Annotated in this window: 21 protein-coding genes and 2 pseudogenes; 7 read left to right on the forward strand and 16 right to left on the reverse strand. The window is 64.1% G+C overall.

Annotated elements, in window-relative coordinates:
• Positions 1 to 73: 73 nt before the first annotated feature.
• Both ACSKB8_RS35550 and ACSKB8_RS35555 read right to left on the reverse strand, forming a co-directional pair.
• Positions 74 to 427, reverse strand: a complete 354-nt coding sequence (locus ACSKB8_RS35550) for a diacylglycerol kinase (RefSeq protein ID WP_128934485.1) — start codon at positions 425 to 427, stop codon at positions 74 to 76.
• 4 nt (positions 428 to 431) lie between these two features.
• A complete protein-coding gene (locus tag ACSKB8_RS35555) occupies positions 432 to 1,820 on the reverse strand; it encodes a class II 3-deoxy-7-phosphoheptulonate synthase (RefSeq protein WP_438109167.1) in 1,389 nt (462 codons plus the stop codon).
• Between the two features lie 192 nt (positions 1,821 to 2,012).
• On the opposite strand from ACSKB8_RS35555, the gene ACSKB8_RS35560 reads away from it, so the two are divergent.
• A complete protein-coding gene (locus ACSKB8_RS35560) occupies positions 2,013 to 2,918 on the forward strand; it encodes an alpha/beta hydrolase family protein (RefSeq protein WP_438109169.1) in 906 nt (301 codons plus the stop codon).
• A 225-nt stretch (positions 2,919 to 3,143) separates the two neighbouring features.
• Here ACSKB8_RS35560 and ACSKB8_RS35565 read toward each other — a convergent pair whose 3' ends face one another.
• The 11 genes from ACSKB8_RS35565 to rpiA form a co-directional block, all read right to left on the reverse strand.
• Positions 3,144 to 3,407: a hypothetical protein gene (locus ACSKB8_RS35565; protein ID WP_370986710.1), complete on the reverse strand. Its 264-nt coding sequence runs from the start codon at positions 3,405 to 3,407 to the stop codon at positions 3,144 to 3,146.
• A gap of 204 nt (positions 3,408 to 3,611) precedes the next feature.
• On the reverse strand, positions 3,612 to 4,196 hold the full coding sequence (locus tag ACSKB8_RS35570) for a TIGR00645 family protein (RefSeq protein ID WP_091888732.1): 585 nt from the start codon (positions 4,194 to 4,196) through the stop codon (positions 3,612 to 3,614).
• A gap of 32 nt (positions 4,197 to 4,228) precedes the next feature.
• Complete coding sequence (locus ACSKB8_RS35575) at positions 4,229 to 4,867, reverse strand: TerC family protein (protein WP_091888734.1); 639 nt, start codon at positions 4,865 to 4,867, stop codon at positions 4,229 to 4,231.
• Positions 4,864 to 5,226, reverse strand: coding sequence for a hypothetical protein (locus tag ACSKB8_RS35580; protein WP_438109172.1), 363 nt, complete (start codon positions 5,224 to 5,226; stop codon positions 4,864 to 4,866). Before ACSKB8_RS35580 ends, ACSKB8_RS35575 begins: the two co-directional genes overlap by 4 nt.
• 2 nt (positions 5,227 to 5,228) lie before the next feature.
• Entirely contained in the window at positions 5,229 to 5,690 is a 462-nt protein-coding gene (locus tag ACSKB8_RS35585) for a TerB family tellurite resistance protein (protein ID WP_438109174.1), read from the reverse strand.
• A 408-nt stretch (positions 5,691 to 6,098) separates the two neighbouring features.
• Complete coding sequence (locus ACSKB8_RS35590) at positions 6,099 to 6,581, reverse strand: hypothetical protein (protein ID WP_438109176.1); 483 nt, start codon at positions 6,579 to 6,581, stop codon at positions 6,099 to 6,101.
• Complete coding sequence (locus ACSKB8_RS35595) at positions 6,578 to 7,177, reverse strand: hypothetical protein (RefSeq protein WP_438109178.1); 600 nt, start codon at positions 7,175 to 7,177, stop codon at positions 6,578 to 6,580. Before ACSKB8_RS35595 ends, ACSKB8_RS35590 begins: the two co-directional genes overlap by 4 nt.
• Positions 7,178 to 7,612: 435 nt before the next feature.
• A complete protein-coding gene (locus ACSKB8_RS35600) occupies positions 7,613 to 7,921 on the reverse strand; it encodes a hypothetical protein (RefSeq protein ID WP_438109180.1) in 309 nt (102 codons plus the stop codon).
• Positions 7,922 to 8,026: 105 nt separating this feature from the next.
• Positions 8,027 to 9,415, reverse strand: coding sequence for a glutathione-disulfide reductase (gene gor, locus ACSKB8_RS35605; RefSeq protein WP_438109182.1), 1,389 nt, complete (start codon positions 9,413 to 9,415; stop codon positions 8,027 to 8,029).
• 46 nt (positions 9,416 to 9,461) lie between these two features.
• Complete coding sequence (locus tag ACSKB8_RS35610) at positions 9,462 to 10,001, reverse strand: DUF2059 domain-containing protein (RefSeq protein ID WP_091888746.1); 540 nt, start codon at positions 9,999 to 10,001, stop codon at positions 9,462 to 9,464.
• Positions 10,002 to 10,012: 11 nt separating this feature from the next.
• Positions 10,013 to 10,717, reverse strand: a complete 705-nt coding sequence (gene rpiA / locus ACSKB8_RS35615; protein ID WP_438109184.1) for a ribose-5-phosphate isomerase RpiA — start codon at positions 10,715 to 10,717, stop codon at positions 10,013 to 10,015.
• 166 nt (positions 10,718 to 10,883) lie between these two features.
• Between rpiA and gph the strand changes: the two are divergent.
• The 6 genes and pseudogenes from gph (at position 10,884) to ACSKB8_RS35645 (ending at position 17,168) form a co-directional block, all read left to right on the forward strand.
• Positions 10,884 to 11,577: pseudogene (gph, locus tag ACSKB8_RS35620) on the forward strand (phosphoglycolate phosphatase).
• Between the two features lie 134 nt (positions 11,578 to 11,711).
• Positions 11,712 to 12,179 (forward strand): hypothetical protein, encoded by a 468-nt coding sequence (locus tag ACSKB8_RS35625; protein WP_438109185.1) that lies wholly within the window; start codon positions 11,712 to 11,714, stop codon positions 12,177 to 12,179.
• Positions 12,180 to 12,287: 108 nt separating this feature from the next.
• The gene (gene moaA / locus ACSKB8_RS35630; protein WP_438109187.1) at positions 12,288 to 13,322 is read left to right on the forward strand and encodes a GTP 3',8-cyclase MoaA; all 1,035 of its coding nucleotides are present in this window, start codon (positions 12,288 to 12,290) and stop codon (positions 13,320 to 13,322) included.
• A gap of 172 nt (positions 13,323 to 13,494) precedes the next feature.
• Positions 13,495 to 14,077: pseudogene (locus tag ACSKB8_RS35635) on the forward strand (TRAP transporter small permease subunit).
• Positions 14,078 to 14,103: 26 nt separating this feature from the next.
• Positions 14,104 to 15,759, forward strand: a complete 1,656-nt coding sequence (locus ACSKB8_RS35640; protein WP_370986694.1) for a TRAP transporter large permease — start codon at positions 14,104 to 14,106, stop codon at positions 15,757 to 15,759.
• A gap of 119 nt (positions 15,760 to 15,878) precedes the next feature.
• Positions 15,879 to 17,168, forward strand: a complete 1,290-nt coding sequence (locus ACSKB8_RS35645) for a M20/M25/M40 family metallo-hydrolase (RefSeq protein WP_438109188.1) — start codon at positions 15,879 to 15,881, stop codon at positions 17,166 to 17,168.
• 90 nt (positions 17,169 to 17,258) lie between these two features.
• Here the strand turns inward: ACSKB8_RS35645 and ACSKB8_RS35650 are convergent, their stop codons facing one another.
• The 3 genes from ACSKB8_RS35650 to ACSKB8_RS35660 all read right to left on the reverse strand — a co-directional run bounded on the left by ACSKB8_RS35650 (position 17,259) and on the right by ACSKB8_RS35660 (position 20,143).
• Positions 17,259 to 18,728 carry a sensor histidine kinase gene (locus ACSKB8_RS35650; protein ID WP_438109190.1) on the reverse strand — a complete coding sequence of 490 codons (1,470 nt, stop codon included), beginning with the start codon at positions 18,726 to 18,728 and terminating at the stop codon, positions 17,259 to 17,261.
• A 1-nt stretch (position 18,729) separates the two neighbouring features.
• Complete coding sequence (locus ACSKB8_RS35655; RefSeq protein ID WP_438109192.1) at positions 18,730 to 19,404, reverse strand: response regulator transcription factor; 675 nt, start codon at positions 19,402 to 19,404, stop codon at positions 18,730 to 18,732.
• Positions 19,405 to 19,579: 175 nt separating this feature from the next.
• Positions 19,580 to 20,143 (reverse strand): MarR family winged helix-turn-helix transcriptional regulator, encoded by a 564-nt coding sequence (locus tag ACSKB8_RS35660; RefSeq protein WP_438109194.1) that lies wholly within the window; start codon positions 20,141 to 20,143, stop codon positions 19,580 to 19,582.
• Between the last annotated feature and the right edge of the window lie 6 nt (positions 20,144 to 20,149).

Here is a 20,149-nt window from a genome sequence, read left to right on the forward strand (position 1 = left end):
AATCGACCTCTCCCCGTTGGGGAGAGGTGAAGGAGGAGCCTCGGATTCCCACGCTCAATGGATATTCTCCGGGCTAGACGAAACCCAATCGCTCGACGAGCGCAAAGATCCAGAACGCGCCGGCCATCAGCAGCGCAACGCCGACTGCGGCCGAGCCCATGTCCTTGACCCGGCCGATCTGCTTGTCGTGGTCCATGGTGAGGCGGTCGGCGAGTTTTTCGATCGCGGTGTTGAGCAGCTCGACCACCAGCACGAACGCGACCGCACAGACCAGCTCGACCGCGCGCATCGCGGTCGCGCCGATGAACCAGGCCAGCGGCAGCGACAGCAGGAGCGCAAAAATCTCCTCGCGGACGGCCTGCTCCGATCGAAACGCAAAGGCCAGACCGTTCCGGGAATTGATCGTGGCCTTCCAGATCCGCAGCAAGATCTTAGAGCCCCGCTGCGGCCGGCATCGGCTTGGTCTTGCCGGCGCGTTCCTGCTTCAGCAGCTCGGCGATCAGGAAAGCCATGTCGATGGATTGCTCGGCATTGAGACGGGGATCGCAGACCGTGTGGTAGCGGTCGTTGAGATCCTCGTCGGTGATGGCGCGGGCGCCACCGAGGCATTCGGTGACGTCCTGGCCGGTCATCTCCAGATGCACGCCGCCGGCATGGGTGCCTTCGGCGCCGTGGATCGCGAAGAACGATTTCACCTCGGACAGGATGCGGTCGAAGGGGCGCGTCTTGTAGCCTGACGTCGAGGTGATGGTGTTGCCGTGCATGGGATCGCACGACCAGACCACAACCCTGCCCTCGCGCTGCACGGCGCGGATCATGTTGGGCAGATGCTCGGCGACCTTGTCGGCGCCGAAGCGGCCGATCAGCGTCAGCCGGCCGGGCTCGTTGTCGGGGTTGAGCACGTCGATCAACTTGAGCAATTCGTCGGGCTTGAGCGACGGGCCGCATTTGAGCCCGATCGGGTTCTTGATGCCGCGGAAATATTCGATGTGGCCGTGATCGAGCTGGCGGGTGCGGTCGCCGATCCAGATCATGTGGCCCGAGGTCGCGTACCAGTCGCCGGTGGTGGAATCGACGCGGGTCAGGGCCTGCTCGTAGCCGAGCAGCAGCGCCTCATGGCTGGTGTAGAAATCGGTGGCGCGCAGCTCGGGGTGGGCCTCGAGGTCGAGGCCACAGGCGCGCATGAAATTCAGCGCGTCCGAGATGCGGTCGGCCAATTCCTTGTAGCGGCGGGACTGCGGGCTATCCTTCAGGAAGCCGAGCATCCATTGGTGCACGCTGCCGAGATTGGCGTAGCCGCCGGTGGCGAAGGCGCGGAGCAGGTTCAGCGTCGCGGCCGACTGGCGATAGGCCATCAGCTGGCGCTGCGGATCCGGCACGCGCGCTTCCTTGGTGAAGGCGATGTCGTTGACGATGTCGCCGCGATAGCTCGGCAGCTCGACGCCGTTCACATTCTCGGTCGGCGACGACCGCGGCTTTGCGAACTGGCCGGCGATGCGGCCGACTTTCACCACGGGGACGGCGCCGGCGTAAGTGAGCACCACCGCCATCTGAAGCAGCACGCGGAAGAAGTCGCGGATGTTGTTGGCGCCATGCTCGGCAAAGCTCTCGGCGCAGTCGCCGCCCTGGAGCAGGAAGGCCTCGCCGGCCGCAACCCGCGCTAAGGCCTTCTTCAGGTTGCGCGCTTCGCCCGCGAACACCAGCGGCGGAAAGGTCGCAAGCTGCGCCTCGACGTCGGCCAAAGCCTTGGCGTCGGGATAATCGGGCACCTGTAGCACCGGCTTGCTGCGCCAGGACTCGGGCGTCCACCGCTCGGACATCGCAATCTCTCCGTGAAGCAAAAAGTGCAACCTGATCTGTGGGTTGCGAGGGCCGCCTTATACACAGGCTGGCGCCGCCCCGCCAGTTGTAAATCCATTCCGCATTGCAAACCCTTGCGGGCAAAGCCAAATTCGCATTTGCTGGGAACGGCAAGAAAACTGGTAAGTAAACCGGCAGGACACCTTCTGCCCATGGACGCGGCACTGGACGACGTTTTCATCGACGAGATCAGCTTCCCGGCGACCGACGGGTATGCACTGACCGGCACCCTGTTTCTGCCGCGCGGCGCCAAGCGCCATGCCGTGCTGATCAACTCCGCCACCGCCGTCCCGCGAAAAATCTACCGCGGCTTCGCCTCCTATCTCGCCCATCGCGGCTGCGCCGTCCTGACCTACGACTATCGCGGCATCGGCAATTCCCGGCAGCCGGTGGTCGGCTACAACCGGCCGAAATCGCTGGTCGGCTTCAAGGCCTCGATGTCCGACTGGGCCGCTCTCGACGTCACCGCCGCGGTGCGCTGGATGCGCGAGCGCTACCACACCCTGCCCCTTGCCTATGTCGGCCATTCCTTCGGCGGCCAGGCGCTCGGACTGATCGCCAACAACACGGACATCTCGCGCGCCGCCTTCGTGGCTTCGCAGGCGGCGACCTGGCGGCTGATGACCTCGCCGGAGAAATATCGCGTCTTCGCCTTCATGAATTTTGTCGGTGTGCCGCTGGTCCACGCGCTGGGCTACGCGCCCGGCTGGGTCGGCATTGGCGAGGACTTGCCCAAGGGCGTTTTCCTGCAATGGGCCCAGTGGGTCTCGAGCCCCCGCTATCTCTTCGAATTCACGGCTGCCGGCGCTGGAGAACTTTGCGAGGTTCAAGGGCGAATTGCGCGCGCTGTGCTTCTCGGACGATCCCTGGGCGACGCGCCCCGCGGTCGAGTTGCTCACCAGCGGGTTCACCGCGATCAAGCCGGAGGTGTTGACGGTCAAACCGTCCGACGTCGGCGCCAAGGCCATCGGCCATTTCGGCTTCTTCCGCCCCGATCACCGCAATACGCTGTGGCGCGGCGTCGCCGAATGGATCCAGGGCGAGTGAGGGTGCGCTGAAGCCGGACTGAATCAATGCGAGCCGAGGGTTCACCTCTCCCGTAGGGAGAGGTCGGATCGCATCGAAAGATGCGATCCGGGTGAGGGGTTATAGTCTCACCGAATGCTGCGGCCCCTCACCCGGATTGCACTGGACGATGCTTCGCATCGCCAGGCGCAATCCGACCTCTCCCCGCCGGGGAGAGGTGGACCCCGAACAAACGACGGGCGTACTTCCAACATTCACTAACGGATGATCGTCGTCAGCGACGAGTAACGTCTGTTCGGCCTGGCTTCGCCCGGCGCAAATTGCGCAAATGCGTCGCTGACACGCACCGCCGGCGGCGTATCGCTCGCAAAGCGAAATTCCTTCGGCCGCGGCGCGTAGAAGCTGGCGCGGAAATAGGCGTCGTCGAAGCGTGCCTCGCCGACCCCGAACAATGCGTCGCAGACGAACAGGAGCGCGTACACCCCTGCGATCGCAGCGACGATCTCCCTGAGAATAGACATGCGGATGCCCTGCCCTTTTGCCGGCAGGATGCACGCGGGTTCCAAAGTCGAGGTTTAAGGCCGCACGTTTCTTGTGCGCAGGGTTTGCCGCTGCTGTGCGGATTGCAGACAATTTTATCGATCCGGAAAAGAGAGCCCGCCTGATCGCGCGATCAGGCGGGCTTCAGGCTTGGCCGCTCGGGAGGTATCAGACGGCCAGGTCCATCAGCCGTGGCGTGCCTCCTTGCGATGGCCGCTCTCGCTGAGGCGGTCGACCCAGGCGATGCCGATCGCCGAGATGATGAAGGTCAGGTGGATCAGCACCTGCCACATCACGCCGCTCTCGGTGAAATTGCTGCGCGTCGTGCCGAGATTGCCCGCCTCGATGAAGGTCCTGAGCAGCGAGATCGAGGAGATGCCGATGATCGCCATCGCCAGCTTGATCTTGAGCACGCTGGCATTGACGTGGCTCAGCCATTCCGGCTCGTCGGGATGACCGGTCAGGTTCAGCCGGGAGACGAAGGTCTCGTAGCCGCCGACGATCACCATCACCAGCAGGTTCGAGATCATGACGACGTCGATCAGCCCGAGCACGACCAGCATGATCTGCTGCTCACTGGCGTCGAACGAGTGCGCGACCAGGTGCCAGAGCTCTTTCAGGAACAGCAGCACATAAACGCCTTGCGCGATGATCAGGCCGACATAGAGCGGCACTTGCAGCCAGCGCGAGCCAAAGATGAGCTGCGCAAACGGACCGATCTGCGGCGCTGGCGCGGAATGCGCCGAAAGTGCTTTGGTTTCAGACGTCATTGATCACTCCGGAGTGAGACAGGGAATGCGCCTCAGAGACTCGCGATGACAGGCGCGAGCTCGAGCGAGCCGCGATAGATCATCTCGAAGGCGACGTAAACGATGATGGCGAGACCGACATAGGCGATCCAGCGCTGCTTCTGCAGCACGCGGCCGAGCAGGTCTGCGGCAACGCCCATCATCGCCACCGACAATAGCAGGCCGAACGCAAGGATGTAGGGATGCTCGCGCGCGGCGCCCGCGACCGCGAGCACGTTGTCGAGCGACATCGAGACGTCGGCGGCGACGATTTGCAAGGCAGCCTGCCCGAAAGTCTTATGCGGCGCAGCTGCGTCGCTCGCGCCGCCGCCATGGCTGAACGCAAGCTGACGCGAATGTGCGGCCCGCTCGCGCAGCTCGCGCCACATCTTCCAGCAGACCCAGAGCAGCAGCACGCCGCCGGCGAGCAGGAGGCCGATCACTTGCAGGAGCTGGGTCGCAACGCCGGCGAAGACGATGCGGAGCGCAGTAGCGGCGACGATGCCGACCACGATGGCGCGCCGGCGCTGCTCGGCCGGCAGCCCTGCCGCGGCAAGGCCGATGACGACGGCGTTGTCGCCGGCCAGCACGAGGTCGATCAGGACGACCTGGAGCAGCGCGGCCAGCGCCTCGGTGGTGATGAGTTCAGTCATGATCGATCATGCTTCGATGCGGACGGATCGAGCCATTGCGGCTTCTTCCGCTCGACCCAGTCCAGGACCTTCGAACGTGAGGAGCGCAACGCAGGCACGTCCTCCGCAAGCAGCGCGAGGCCGAGTGGCAGCATCCAGACACCCAGTATCGGCAGGAAGGAGAACACGCCGCCGACGACGAGCAGCGCGCCCGAGGGGATCCTGACCCAGCGGCTCGACGGCTTGAGCAGATAGGTGACGGTGTCGCCCACGCGCGGCGGCATGCAATTGACGAGTTTGTCGAGGCGCGGGTCGCCGCCGGCCATCTGGCTGGCAGCACCCTCGGCTCCCGTCGTACGCTGGTCCGAGGCAGTGGACATGCTCATTCCTCGGCGACAGCGCGGGCCGCGGCCGGTGCGACCCGCTTTGCACGCGGCAGCGCCAGCGTCAGCAGGCGCAACAGCTTGATCGCCTGCACCTCATGGGGATGGACGTCTTCGTCGGCGGCCGCGACGCGCTCCGACAACTCCATCAGATGAGACGACAGCGGCATGTCCGATACCGGCCGCAGCGTTTCGATCACGACGTTGGCAAAATCCGGCTCCTCGAGTCGTTCGGCGAGTGCGTCGAACATCGCAAGCAGCCTTTCGTCGTCGATATGAGGTGCCAATCCGCGATCCCGGATGAAGCGGATCACTTCGTCGCGCTCGACCGGCGAAACGCGCCGGTCGGCCACGGCGACCAGCGCGCCGGCAATGACCAGCGCCGCCGCAGCCTGCTCATTCAGGCTGGACGGATCCGCGATCTCGATCTCGTTCGGATTTGAATGCTTGGCGTCAGACATCGTTGCTCCTCGATCTTGCGAAATGGCCGCACGGAGCTGCGATGGAGCGACTGGTCGGAGAGAACCGAAGAAGGCCCGGCGATCGGCCGATCCATCGCATTCGCGCGGGACAGGTCATCCGACATCACGAGGTTTGCCGACATCGTCGGCGTCCTCGCCAGAGGGGCCCGGATTCTTGTTCACCGACACATAAAGACCGGTCTGTCGGAATCAAGGCGATGCGACTGCGACCAGCCGCCGCATCGGGTTCCACTCGTTGCGGCGAGCAGGCCGAGCCGCGCGGCACCGTTACCGAACCGTCATCCTGAGGCGTGAGGCTTGCGATGCGAACGCATCGCAAGCCGAGCCTCGAAGGATGACGGCTCGTGCTTGTAATACAACGCAGGATGGGAGGCCGTTCCGCCGATTTCAGCTGGCGCAGGACCGAACCGTGACGCGCTCGCTCCTGACGACGGTTTCGACTGCCTTGCGCGCTACGGCGCCAAAGTCCGACGGTTGCAGATAGCCCTGGGCATAAGCTTCCTGCGTCAGGCGATCGATGCGCTTGTCCTCGCCGGTCGACCATTGCCTGGCGATGTAGTCCGCACCGGGTTTGCCAAAGGTTTCAGGATAACGTTCGGCCTCGTTCTGACGATGGTAGTAATATTCGCCGACGGAGCTGATGAACTGCTTCCGCCCCTCGCCGGCGCAGCGCGATCCATAGGGGCGCTCCAATGCCCGCGCGACCGCACGGCGCTTGCTTACCCTCCCTTCCACGAAGATCGCCTCGTTGGACCCGTAGCCCGGACCGTCGATTGGAGGTGCGGGCTGAGGTGACTTTTGCGGTGCGAATGCCCATGCGGCGACCTGATAGACGACGAGGGCCCAGAGGATGAACCAGGCACGGCTCATCTTGCGTTCGTCCCACGTTGCTTCGGCAGGCATACAGGAGACGGATCGGACCACAGGCCGGGCCCGGCAAACTGGAGCACCGTGAGGCGGATATCCTCCGGAAAATCGTCCTCGACGATACCTTTTTGTTCAAACGCCTCGGCGAGCTGCGCCTGGACGCGAACGTCCAGCGGCGTCGAGTACGCAGCGTTGGCCTGATCGCGCTTCTTTTCGCTACAGAACATCGCCAGTGCCGGATTTGGGCAGTCGAAAATCTTCATGTAGCCCCGCGCATAGGCCGACGTGGCCGCGATGAGGTTCGCTTTCATCGTCCTGTCGCATGGCGACATCGCGTAGGCGGTGCCTGCCTGCAGCGCGTTCATCCGCAGCGCATCGAGTTGCGGATCCTTGTCGCTTTGCAGGGTGTGCTTGGCTTCCCACGCCTTGCGTTCATAGGCCTTGGCACTCTCGTCGCCAAACGAGGCCGTGAGTGTCGGCTTCAACTGGCCGACCGGCGAAGAGGAAGCGACGGTCATGGGAAAGCCACGCATCGCCCAGGAGATGCCTACGAAGGTCGTGACGAACGCCATACATGTGAAAAGAACGAAGCGGCCCATGATGTGCACCCAAATATCGAGCGCAACCTAACCGTGTCGAGTTAAGAGATGTAACTCATGTATGGGTTCCAGCTCTGAAGGGTAAATGAACGTCTAAGGGCGGCGCTGGATCGCAGCCTCGACGATCTCAGGCACGAGCACTCCGATCGGAAGCGTTCCTGCTCCGTCATAACGCCCACGCAAGCTTCGGCAACGAAATGTCGTCCCGAATTCGGGTATCGTGGAGAACCGCATGAATCATGTCACGTCTTGCTCCGGCTGCGGCCACGGACTTGTCCCAATGCTTTCGGCAAAGGGCCGCGCGGAGCTCAGCTGCCTCTGGTGCGAAGGCATCGACGTGCGAACGATGGACATGGCGAAATGGGCGGACAGTCCGTCCGGCAAACCTGAACGGGCTGCCCGTCAGTCGTTCGAATGACGGTCGTCCTGCTCCTGTCAGATTCCCGCCGCCACGCGTTGCGGAGGCATATTACCCGACTCCGGGAGACGATCAGCCGATGACTGTCGGGGCGGCCGGCGCCGCCGCACGTAGAGGCAGTTGACGAGGATCGGCTCGTCATCGCCGAGCGTTGTACGCTCCTTGACGAGCAAGCTCATGACCGAACGCATCTTGAGGATTTCCTGCGCAACGAAGCTGCAGTCCTCGTCCCGGTCAACTTGCTCACGCATGATGGCTTCGGCCTCGAGCATGCTGACACGAAGCGCTCGAATGGTTCTGCGGATTTCGTTGATGCGGTTGTCCATCGCTGCCTCCCATCATGGTTGCAGCATAAGAACAAAACATGAACAACGCGTCAAGGCCTCAAAACGTCAAGCCCTCAAAACCGTCAAGGCCGCACGGGTGAAAGGCTACTCCGCCGCCTGGCGCACGTGGCGTGCGGTCGGCGAGCGCATGGTGACGAGCTCTTCGGCCGCGGTCGGATGCAGCGCGATCGTGGCGTCGAAATCGGCCTTGGTCGCCTTCATCTTCACGGCGATCGCGACCGCCTGGGTGATCTCGGCGGCGGCATCGCCGACGATGTGGCAGCCGAGCACGCGGTCGGTGGCCCCGTCGACGACGAGCTTCATCAGCACGCGCGTGTCGCGGCCCGACATCGTCGCCTTGATGGGGCGGAACGTCGTCTTGTAGATGTCGACGTGGCTGTACTGCGCTCGCGCCTCGGTTTCCGTGAGGCCGACGGTGCCGACTTCCGGCTGCGAGAACACGGCGGTCGGAATGTTGGCGTGATCGACCCTGACCTCACGCTTGCCGAACACCGTGTCGGCGAAGGCATGGCCCTCGCGGATCGCGACCGGCGTCAGGTTGAAGCGGTGGGTGACGTCGCCGATCGCATAGATGCTGTCGACCGAGCTCTTCGAGAAATGATCGACCGCGATGCCGCCATTCCTCGGATTGATGACGACGCCGGCATTCTCCAGCCCGAGATTGGCGACGTTGGGATGGCGGCCGATCGCGAACATCACCTGCTCGGAGGCGAGGCTCGATCCGTTCGACAGATGGGTGGTGAATTCCTCGCCGTGGCGGTCGACCTTGGTCACGGTGCAGCCGGTGAGAATGGTGATGCCCTGCTTCTCCATCTCGGCACGAACATGGGTCCGAACATCCTCGTCAAAACCGCGAAGGATGTTGTCGCCGCGATAGATCACGGTGACGTCGGAGCCGAAGCCGGCGAAGATGCCGGCGAATTCCAGCGCGATGTAGCCGCCGCCCTGGATCACGATCCGCTTCGGCAGCCTCGCAAGATGGAACGCCTCGTTGGAGGAGATCACGTGCTCGATGCCGGGAATTGCTGCGCCGTGGTTCGGCGCGCCGCCGGTGGCGATCAGGATGTATTTCGCCGTGATCTTCCTGTCGTTCTCGAGCAGGCGGACGGTGTGCGCGTCCTCGATCGCCGCGCGGCTCTTGACGATCTGCGCGCCCGACTTCTCGACGTTTGCGGTGTAGGCCGCCTCCAGCCGCGCGATCTCCTTGTCCTTGTTGGCGATCAGCGTCGGCCAGTCGAAGCTGGCGGGCGGGACGGTCCAGCCGAAGCCGGCGGCATCCTCAAGTTCGTGACGGACATGCGAGCCGATCACGAACAGCTTCTTCGGCACGCAGCCGCGGATCACGCAGGTGCCGCCCATGCGGTACTCTTCCGCGATCGTCACGCGGGCGCCGTGACCGGCCGCGATGCGGGCGGCACGCACGCCGCCCGAGCCGCCACCGATGACGAAGAGGTCGACGTCGAATTCAGCCATTGTCCACTCCGACCCCTTTCAGCGATTTCTGATCAGATAGTATCGATCAGATCTCCTTGCCACGCTTGCGCATCTCGGCGCGGAAGGCTCCCATCACGGTTTCGGAGAAGTTCTGGGCCCAGGAGTTCATGAAGGCCATGCTGAGGCCGATGGCGCGCGGCTCGGCCTCGATCAGCTTTTTACCCAGCGGCGACTTGTAGAAGGTGACGAGGTCCTTCAGCTCCTGCTCGGTGAACTCGCTGGCATAGATCTGCGCCATGCCTTCGCCGATCTCGTTCTGGCGGCCGGCGAGCTGCTGGGCCACGATCGGCGCGACCTCGTTGAGGTCCTTCTGGTAGTTGAGGTTCTGCTGCGTCAGCGCGATCTTGGTCTTCTCGACGAGGCCGGGCACGGCGCCTTGATACATCGCGGTCGCGTTCTTGATCTGCAGGATCTCCCTGGCCGCGGCAATCGCCGCCGGCGAGGCCTTCGGCTGGGCCGGCGCCGCAGCCTTAGGCGCGCCCTGCTGGGCCACAGCCGGGGCGACCGAGAGGGCCAGCCCCACAGCAAGGGTCGCGGCCGGCAACAATTTCAAAACGCTCTTCATTCCTAGTCTCCTTAGGGCTTTCGCCGTTCAATCACGCGGATTCCCTCACCGCCCGCCAGAACGGCCGAGCTGGCCAGGCCGATGAACAATCCATGCTCGACCACACCGGGGATGGCGCTCAACGCCTTGGCGAGACTGGGTGGATCCACAATACGTCCGAGCTGGGCATCGACGATCCAGTGGCCGCCGTCAGTGACGAAAACGTGGCCGTCCTTGGCCTTGCGGACCGCCATTTGCCCGGAAACGCCGCAGTCCGCAAATGCCTTCTCGATCGCGCGGCGCGTCGCGCCAAGCCCGAACGGGATGACCTCGACCGGCAGCGGAAACTTGCCGAGCGCCGGCACCCATTTGCTGTCGTCGGCAATCACGATCATGCGATCCGAGGCGGCCGCCACGATCTTCTCGCGCAGCAGCGCGCCGCCACCGCCCTTGATCAAATTGAGTTCGGGATCGATCTCGTCGGCGCCGTCGACGGCGATGTCGAGATGGTCGATCTCGTCCAGCGTGGTCAGCGGCACGCCGCAACGCATCGCGTCCGCGCGCGTCGCCTCCGAGGTCGGCACGCCGATCACCTTGAGCCCGGCGGCAACGCGCTCGCCGAGCAGCTCGACGAAATGTTTTGCAGTCGAGCCGGTGCCGAGCCCGAGCTGCATGCCGTCGCGCACTTCCTCGAGGGCGCGCGCTGCAGCCTGCCGCTTCAACTGGTCCATGTTCACGTTTGCGCCCGCCTTTGGATCGAGAATGTGCCGCCGGTGTGGCCGGTTGCGGCGGCCTATGTAGCCTCGTTTTTCCCCGGAGAACAGGGTCTGGGAACAGGTCTATAAGCCGATATTATGGCCCCGCCCCTTGCTTCGACGCGACCGCGCCGGTAGCGCTTCGCCCATGACCTCCCCTCACACCATCGTCTTCGATCTCGACGGCACGCTTGTGGATACGGCGCCCGACCTGATCACCGCGCTGAATCACGTGCTCGACCGCGAAGGGCTGCCGCCCGTGCCGATGGCCTCGGCCCGCAACATGATCGGCGCCGGCGCCCGCAAGCTGATCGAGCGGGGCCTGGAGGCCGAGGGTCGCACCGTCACCCCCGCAAACATGAACCGGATGACCGCCGATTTCATCGCCTATTATGCCGACCATATCGCAGTCGAATCCCGCCCCTTCGAGGGAACTCGAGGCCGCGCTCGACCATTTAGCCGCCCAGGGCCACCGCCTCGCGGTCTGCACCAACAAGCTGGAATGGCTGTCGCAGCGGCTTTTGGACCAGCTCGACCTCAGTCGCCGCTTTGCGGCGATCTGCGGCGCCGACACGTTTGGCGTCCAGAAGCCCGATCCGACCATTTTCCGCGAGACCGTGGCCCGCGCCGGCGGAGAGGTCAGAGCCTCCATCATGGTCGGTGACGCCGGAACCGACGTTGGCGTCGCCCGGCGGGCCGGCGTGCCCGTCATCGGGGTCAGCTTCGGCTATACGGACGTGCCGATCGCCGAACTGAAGCCGGACCGGCTGATCCATCACATGCGCGACCTGCCCGCCGCAGCGCACAGCCTGATGAATACCCGGACTCCCGCAAGCCACTGATTAAGCTATATTATTCCGCAGAACCCCGCATTAACCATCTATTACCTATGCGCAGCCCGCCGGTTGCCTGCCCCAAACGACACTCCTAAGGTCCGGCTGGGGTAGGTGGCGGTTCGTCGCAGAAATGGGTGGTCATGCGTCGTGTCATCGCGATTGCGTTAGCAGGAGCGAGCCTTGGTGGCTGCTCCTCGATGTCCTGGGACATGTTCAAATCGGCCCCGCCGACCGTCCAGGTCAGGCTCGAATCAAGTCCTCCGGGGGCTGACGCCACAACCTCGCTCGGTCCGGGCTGCAAGACCCCCTGCTCCGTCTCGGTTCCCGCCCCCGATGCTCCGTTTACGGTCGCTTTCGCGCTGGCCAAGTACCAGGTGGCGAACGTGCCGGTGAACGTGATCAAGAATCCCGGCGATTTCACCACGCCCGCCTCGGTGACCACCGACCCGAATCCGGTGTTCGCGGAGCTCCAGCCGGCCACTCCGCCCAAACCGGTCCGCAAGCCGCACCGGCCGAAGAAGCCGAAACCGGCCGCTGCCGCAGCCCCGGCGGATGCCGCACAGACCGCGGCCTCGCCCTTCCCCGATCCGAACGCGGGCAAGCGCTGACCTTACGTATCCAACCCGATTGTCCTCGGCCAGCGCGATGCTTAGATTGCTTCCCAAGCACCGCTAAGCATCGGTGCGCGAGTCGCCGAAAGTGACAAGGCCTCCCGTATGAACGGATCTTCCGCGAGTCCCCTCGCCGCGCTGTCGAGCCCCATGACCGATCCGTTCGGGCGGACCATCAGCTATTTGCGCGTCTCCGTCACCGACCGCTGCGACTTGCGCTGCTTCTATTGCATGTCGGAGGACATGACGTTCCTGCCCAAGGCGGACCTGCTGACACTTGAGGAACTCGACCGGCTCTGCTCGGCCTTCATCGCCAAGGGCGTGAAGAAGCTGCGGCTCACCGGCGGCGAGCCCTTGGTCCGCCGCAACGTGATGACGCTGGTGCGCTCGCTGTCGCGGCATCTTTCCAGCGGCGCCCTGAACGAGCTGACGCTGACCACCAACGGCACCCAGCTTGCGAAACATGCGAGCGAGCTTGCCGATTGCGGCGTCCGCCGCATCAACGTCTCGCTCGACACGCTCGATCCGCGGAAGTTTCGCGAGATCACCCGCTGGGGCGAGATCGACAAGGTTCTGGAAGGCATCGAAGCCGCACGCGCCGCAGGGCTCAGCGTGAAGATCAACGCGGTGGCGCTGAAGAACCTCAACGAAGACGAACTGCCCGAGCTGATGCGCTGGGCCCACGGCAACGGCATGGGCCTGACGCTGATCGAGGTGATGCCGATGGGCGAGATCGGATCGGGACGGATCGACCAATATCTGCCGTTGTCGCTGGTGCGCGCCCGCCTCGCCCAGCAATTCACGCTGACGGATCTGGCCGAGACCACGGGCGGACCGGCGCGCTATGTCAGTGTCGCCGAGACCGGCGGCAAGCTCGGCTTCATCACGCCGATGACCCATAATTTCTGCGAATCCTGCAACCGGGTGCGCATCACCTGCACGGGAACGCTGCACACCTGCCTCGGCCACGAGGATGCCTCGGATTTACGCAAACCTCTGCGTGCATCGAACGAGGATGTGCTGCTTGCGGATGCGATCGACCGCGCGATCGGGCTGAAGCCCAAGGGCCACGACTTCATCATCGACCGCCGCCACGACCGTCCCAGCGTCTCCAGGCACATGAGCGTCACCGGCGGGTAGTCCTTAACCTGCTCGCGGGTGTTATTCCCCTTAACTATCAACAAACTTCCAATTGACTGGCGGCACGCCCGCTGGTTTGGTGCGGCTGCCTTATGCCTGCGCGGCGAGACAAGCCACGCGCCAACTCGGCGCAGTCAAGACGGCCGGGGCACAATCGGGGGAGGACCTATCGTTGCAAGCGCTCCTGAAAGCTGAGCCGAGGAATTGACGCGTTCACGCGCTGGACGGGCAAACGCCTGGCGTGGTTGATCGTGGTCGCCGTCATCATTTCGGCGGTCAATGCGATCGTCCGCAAGACGTTCGACACGTCGTCCAATTCGTGGCTCGAGCTGCAATGGGTGCTGTTCAGCATCGTCTTCCTGCTGTGCTCGCCCTGGACGCTGCTCGATAACGAACACATCCGCATCGACATCGTGAACAATGCGCTGCCGAAGACGGCCCGCAATGTCATCGACGTGATCGGTCATCTGTTCTTCCTCATTCCGCTGTGCATCGTCATGATCATCACGGGCGTGCCGTTCTTCGAGCGCTCGTTCCAGATCAACGAACAATCCGGCAATGCCGGCGGTCTGCCGCAATGGCCCGCCAAATCCCTGATCATGATCGGGTTCGCTTTGCTGCTCGTTCAAGGCATCTCCGAGCTGATCAAGCGAATTGCGGTCATGCGCGGAATGATGCCGGACCCGCATGAATCCCAGGTGTCGGCGCTGGAGGCGGAAGTCGAGCATCTCGTCGAAGCGATCGAGAAGAAGTAGCCGTTGGCGACGGTTTAGGGGGAATTATGACCGCGTTTATCATCGCCAATATGGCGCCCATCATGTTCGCGTCGCTGGTCGTCATGCTGCTGCTCGGCTATCCCGCAGCATTCTCGCTCGGCGCTGTCGGCCTGTTCTACGCCGTAGTCGGCATCGAGCTCGGCGAGTTCCGCCCGGACTTCCTTCAGGCCCTTCCGGAGCGGGTCTATGGCGTGATGAACAACGACACGCTGCTCGCCATTCCGTTCTTCACCTTCATGGGACTGGTGCTGGAGCGGTCGGGCATGGCCGAGGACCTGCTCGACACCATCGGCCAACTGTTCGGTACCATCCGCGGCGGCCTTGCCTATGCCGTGATCTTCGTCGGCGCGCTGCTTGCCGCGACGACGGGCGTGGTCGCCGCCTCCGTGATCTCAATGGGTCTGATCTCGCTCCCGATCATGCTGCGCTATGGCTATGACCGCCGCGTGGCAGCCGGCGTCATCGCCGCGTCCGGCACGCTCGCGCAGATCATTCCGCCCTCGCTCGTTCTGATCGTGATGGCCGACCAGCTCGGCAAATCCGTCGGCGACATGTACGAGGGCGCCTTCATCCCGGGCCTCGTGCTCGCCGGCCTCTACGCCGCCTACGCCTTCCTCGTCAGCGTGATCTTCCCGAAGGCCACGCCGGGCCTGCCGAAGGAGGCCATCGGCTTCCGCGAGGAGAGTGGCAGCCGCGGCCTCGGTTCGCTCGGCGTGCTGTTCCTCGCCAGCGGCGTGTTCGGCTGGTTCATGATGCGCGATTCGAGCGTGCATGGCGCCGATTACGTCGTGCTCAGCATGTTCTACGGCATCATCTTCGCATTCGTCGTCGCCGTGGTGAACTGGGTCATCGACAAGCTCACCGGCTTCCGTTTCCTCTCGAAGATGGCGCAGCAGACCACTTTCGTCATGGTGCCGCCGCTGTTCCTGATCTTCCTGGTGCTGGGCACGATCTTCATCGGCATCGCGACCCCGACCGAAGGCGGCGCGATGGGTGCCGCCGGCGCCCTCATCCTCGGTGCCGCGAAGCGGCGGCTGAGCTGGGACTTGATCCGGCAGGCCACGGAATCGACCGCCAAGCTGTCGGCTTTCGTCGTGTTCATCCTGGTCGGCGCCCGCGTGTTCTCGCTGACCTTCTACGGCGTCAACGGGCACGTCTGGGTCGAGCACCTGCTCACCTCCCTGCCCGGCGGCCAGGTCGGCTTCCTGATCTTCGTCAACGCCTTCGTCTTCGTGCTGGCCTTCTTCCTCGACTTCTTCGAGCTGGCCTTCATCGTGATCCCGCTGCTCGGACCTGCCGCCGAGCACCTCGGCATCGACCTGATCTGGTTCGGCGTCATCCTCGGCGTCAACATGCAGACCTCGTTCATGCATCCGCCGTTCGGCTTCGCCCTGTTCTATCTCCGATCGGTCGCGCCGAAGGAGCGATACACCGATCGCGTCACCGGCAAGCGGATGGACCCTGTCACCACGGGCCAGATCTATTGGGGTGCGGTCCCGTTCGTCGTCATCCAGGTCATCATGGTCGGTCTGGTGATCGCGTTCCCCGCGATGGTGATGCACTACAAGGGCGTCCAGACCAACATCGACCCCAACACGATCAAGATCGAGGTGCCACAGATCGAGCTGCCGCCGCTGGATTTGGGACCACCGCAGAAATAGCGGGGACGACACTCGCCGTCATGCTCCGCTCAAGCGGCGCATGACGCACGACGGCGCGCGTGACAAGCACCGGAAACGCAGGCATACCGGGCCATCCTCCACCCCATGGATGGCCGCTCATGCCCCGCTTGCACCCTGTTCCATCGCTCGTTGGCCCGTTGATCGCCTCGCTCTGGCTGGCATGTGCCGCCACGACGGCGCAGGCCGAGCCGATCGCCGATATCCATACACTGGCGCAAAAGGAGCAGCAGCCGCTGCTCGACACGCTGCGCGATCTCGTCAACATCGAATCCGGCAGCAAGGACATCGAAGGCCTGAACCAGATCGCTGAGCGCGTTGCCGGCCAACTCAGGCAGCTCGGCGGCACGGTGGAGATCCTGCAACCCACCGACATCTATCGCCTCGACGACACGCCTGAGAAGATCGGGCCTGCCGTGCACGCCGTGTTCAAGGGCACGGGCAGCAAGAAGATCATGCTGATCGCCCACATGGACACGGTGTACCTGAAGGGCATGCTGAAGGACCAGCCGTTCCGCATCGACGGCGACAAGGCTTACGGCCTCGGCATCGCCGACGACAAGCAGGGCGTCGCGCTCATTCTCCATACCGTGGCATTGCTGCAGAAGCTGAGCTTCAAGGATTACGGCACGCTCACGGTGCTCACGAACGGCGACGAGGAGATCTCCTCGCCCGGCTGGCGCAGCACCATCACCCGGTTCGCCGAGGATCAGGACGTGGTGTTCTCGTTCGAAGGCGGCGGGACTGACGGCACTCTGCGCCTCGCCACCAGCGGCATCGGTTCGGCCTATCTCACCGTGCATGGCAAGTCGTCACATGCCGGCGCAAGGCCTGAGGGCGGCGTGAATGCGCTGTACGAGCTCTCGCACCAGGTGCTCCAGATGAAGGACCTGTCCAAGCCCGAGCAAGGCCTGAAGCTGAACTGGACGGTCTCCAAATCCGGCACTAATCGCAATGTGATCCCTGCCGACGCCACGGCCCAGGCCGATGCGCGTGCGCTCAAGGTGGCCGACTTCGACGAGTTGGAGAAGGCGCTTCAGGACAAGATCAAGAATTGCCTGCTGCCCAACTCCAAGGTCGACCTGAAGTTCGAGGTGCGTCGCCCGCCGTTGGAGGCCAACGAGGCCTCGCGCCACGTGGCGGCCTACGGCAAGACGATCTATCAGGAGCTCGGAATGTCCCTCAAGGTCGACGAGAAGGCGACCGGCGGCGGCACCGACGCCGCGTTTGCCGCGCTCAAGACAAGAGGAGCCGTGGTGGAAGGCATGGGCCTGTCAGGCTTCGGTGCACACTCCAACGATGCCGAATATGTGCAGCTCAACAGCATCGTGCCGCGTTTGTATCTGGCCACACGCATGATCATGGATCGGTCCACCGGCAAGCTGAAATAGCGGTTGTTTTCTTCCTCCTCTCCTTGTGGGAGAGGGTGGCATAGGCGGCCTTCGGCCGCCGTTCTTAAGAACGCCGAAGCGAAGCTTCGGCTATGGCGCCGGATGAGGGGTTGCTTCCGCGCACTTCATGGCTAAGGGAACTCGCGGAGCGAGACCCTCACCCGTCTCGCCGCTATCGCGGCGAGCCACCCTCTCCCACACGGGGAGAGGGAAAGAGACTGTCTCGTCCGCCAGCCGAAACCGCAGCGTGAACTCTGCGCCGCCGCCGGGGAGATTCTCCACCGCGACCGTCGCCGCATGATCGTCCGCGACCCCGCGCACGATCGAGAGCCCCAGGCCGGCGCCGTCGCTGCGCTGGCGGTCACGGCGCCAGAAGCGCTGGAAGATCAGCTCGCGCTCGGCCTCGGCGATGCCCGGACCGCAATCGCGCACCCGCACTGAGCCGTCCTCGCCCACCTCGACCTCGACGGCGGTATCCCTGGCCGTGAACTTGATGGCGTTTTCGGCGAGGTTGAAGATTGCGCGCTGAAGCATCTCCGAATTGCCGTGGATCATGACCGGCGCGTCGCTGCCCCGCAGCGCGATCTCCTTGTGCTGCGCGATCGCGAGCGGGGCGATCGCGCCGACCACATCGGCGCAGACGGCGCGCAAGTCAGCGGTCTCGCCGGGATCGAGCACCAGCGTGTCGAGCTCGGCGATCTCCAGCAGCTGGGCGACGATCCGGCTCATGGCTTCGATGTCGGCATGCAGCGCCTGGCGTGCGGCGCCGTCGCCAAGCGTCTCGATCCGTGTGCGCAGGATCGCGAGCGGCGTGCGCAGTTGATGCGCGGCGTCGGCCGTGAACTGCCGCTGCAGCCGAAAGCCGTCCTCGAGGCGGTCGAGCGCCTGGTTGACGGCGGTGACGAGCGGCATGATCTCGCGCGGGATCTGCTTGGTCGGCAGGCGGATGTCGGTGCGCGCCGGGCCGATATTGCTGGCCTCCTCCGAGGCCCTCCACAGCGGCGCGATCGCGCGGCGGAAGATGATGATGTCGGTTGCGAGCAGGACCAGAAGGATCGGGATGGTGATCCACCCGACCCGCCGGAAGAAATTCGAAATGATGTCGTCGATGATGACGTCGCGATGCGCGAGATCCTCGGCGACCCGGATGCGTACCATCTTGCCGTCGATGATCCGAGTGACGCCAGCGCCGGAAATCGTTTCGGACGGCCGAAGAGCTGCGGCGCCGGCCCGCCGGTGCGAGGAAAACAGCAGCCGGCCTTCGCCGTCGCGAATGTCGTATTGATAGCGGCCGTAAGCGTCCGAATAGAGCCCGCGCAGGCTGTCGGGCAGGTTGAACGTCAGCGAGCCGTCCGGCTGGGCAACGATGCGCTCCGCCAGCACCTCGGCCTGGGCACGCATGCCGTCGCGGTGCAACTGGTCAATCTCGGAGTTGAGCAGCCAGAACAGCACCAGCGGCAGGACGATCGCGACCATCGCGACCGCCACGATGTGCAGGAAGACGATCCGCCAGATCAGCGATTTGAACGTGAGCGATCTGACATGGCCGCCGGCAGCCACGCTATTTTTCCTCGGCCATGAGATAGCCGACGCCGCGAACGGTGTGGATCACCACCTTGGCGCCGTGCTCGGTGAGCTGCTTGCGCAGCCGCGAGACGTAGACCTCGACCGCATTGGAGGCGACCTCGCCTTCGAGCCCGAAGATGTGGTCCTCGACGTTCTTCTTCGGCACCACCCGCCCCTGCCGGCGCAGCAGGATCTCCAGCACCGAGGTCTCGCGCGCGGAGATGATCCGCGGCTGGTCGTCGACGAAGATCTGGCGGCTCTCGGTGTCGTAGACGAGATTGGCAAGGCGCAGCGAGCGTCCGAGCAGCTGGCCCGGCCGGCGCAGGATCGCCTCCAGCCGCGCCACCAGTTCCTCCATCGCGAACGGCTTTGCGAGATAGTCGTCGGCGCCGCTGCGCAGGCCGCTGACGCGGTCCTGCAGGCCGCCGCGCGCGGTCAGCACCAGGACCGGCAGCGGCTCCATCTTAAGGCGCAGCTCGCGCAGCACCGACAGACCGTCGCCGTCGGGCAGGCCGAGGTCGAGGATCATCGCGGCATAGCTGACGCTGCTCACGGCCTCGCGCGCCTCGGCGGCGCTTCCGACGATGTCGCTCTCATAGCCGGCTGCCGCCAGCCCGCCGGCCACGAGCCGCGACAGCTCGACATTGTCCTCGACGATCAGAAGGCGCATCAAAGTCCCGTGTATCACCGCGCGGCTCGCGCCGCCTCTGCGCCCTTTTCCAGCATTCGGGAGGCCTCGGCCAGCAAAAAAGCACCCAGCGGAACTGGTCACCGGTCAGGTTCGTGTAAGCCAATCAGGTGTGCACTCGTAAGGCGGGGACGGCGGACGTAGCAAGCTGGCCCCTTTAGCCCCGCCCCTCGAAATAGGCGCAAAGCAGGGTCGTCTCCTTTTGGGCTATGGATTTCCGAAAGAGCCGGCACTTGAAACGGCGGTCCTTCCCCTCTCCGCTCTCGATCAGGAACATGCATTCACTGCAAACGTCACTACGGTGACGGCGCTTGGCAACATCGAGCCCAACCAGGACGCGGCGAAGTGTATCGCGCAGCCGAGATTGATCGGGGAGCTCAAGGGCCACAAGCTGATCGCGCAGGGCGTTCATCGGATCGCGCTCCAGGAACCTCTCGCCTTCACTTGTAACGCAGAGCGAAATCGAGCGCTTATCCTCTGCAGATGGCTTGCGGACCATCAGTCCCTTGCTCAGCAGTACGGCGGCAATCTGCGATGCGGCGCTGCGGGTCGTGCCCAAAAAGCTGGCGAGAGCAGTCGGCGTCCGCGAAAACTTGTTTGCGCGAGCGAGAAAGCGCAAGGCCATCCATTCGCGATCGCTAAGACCCGAACGATTACCTTCAAAAAGCCAACTGTCGGCAGATTGTATCAGGAGTTGTACGATCTCAATTGCCACGCTCATCGATAA

This window comes from Bradyrhizobium sp. BR 1432 (assembly GCF_051547705.1).
Lineage (GTDB): Bacteria > Pseudomonadota > Alphaproteobacteria > Rhizobiales > Xanthobacteraceae > Bradyrhizobium > Bradyrhizobium zhanjiangense.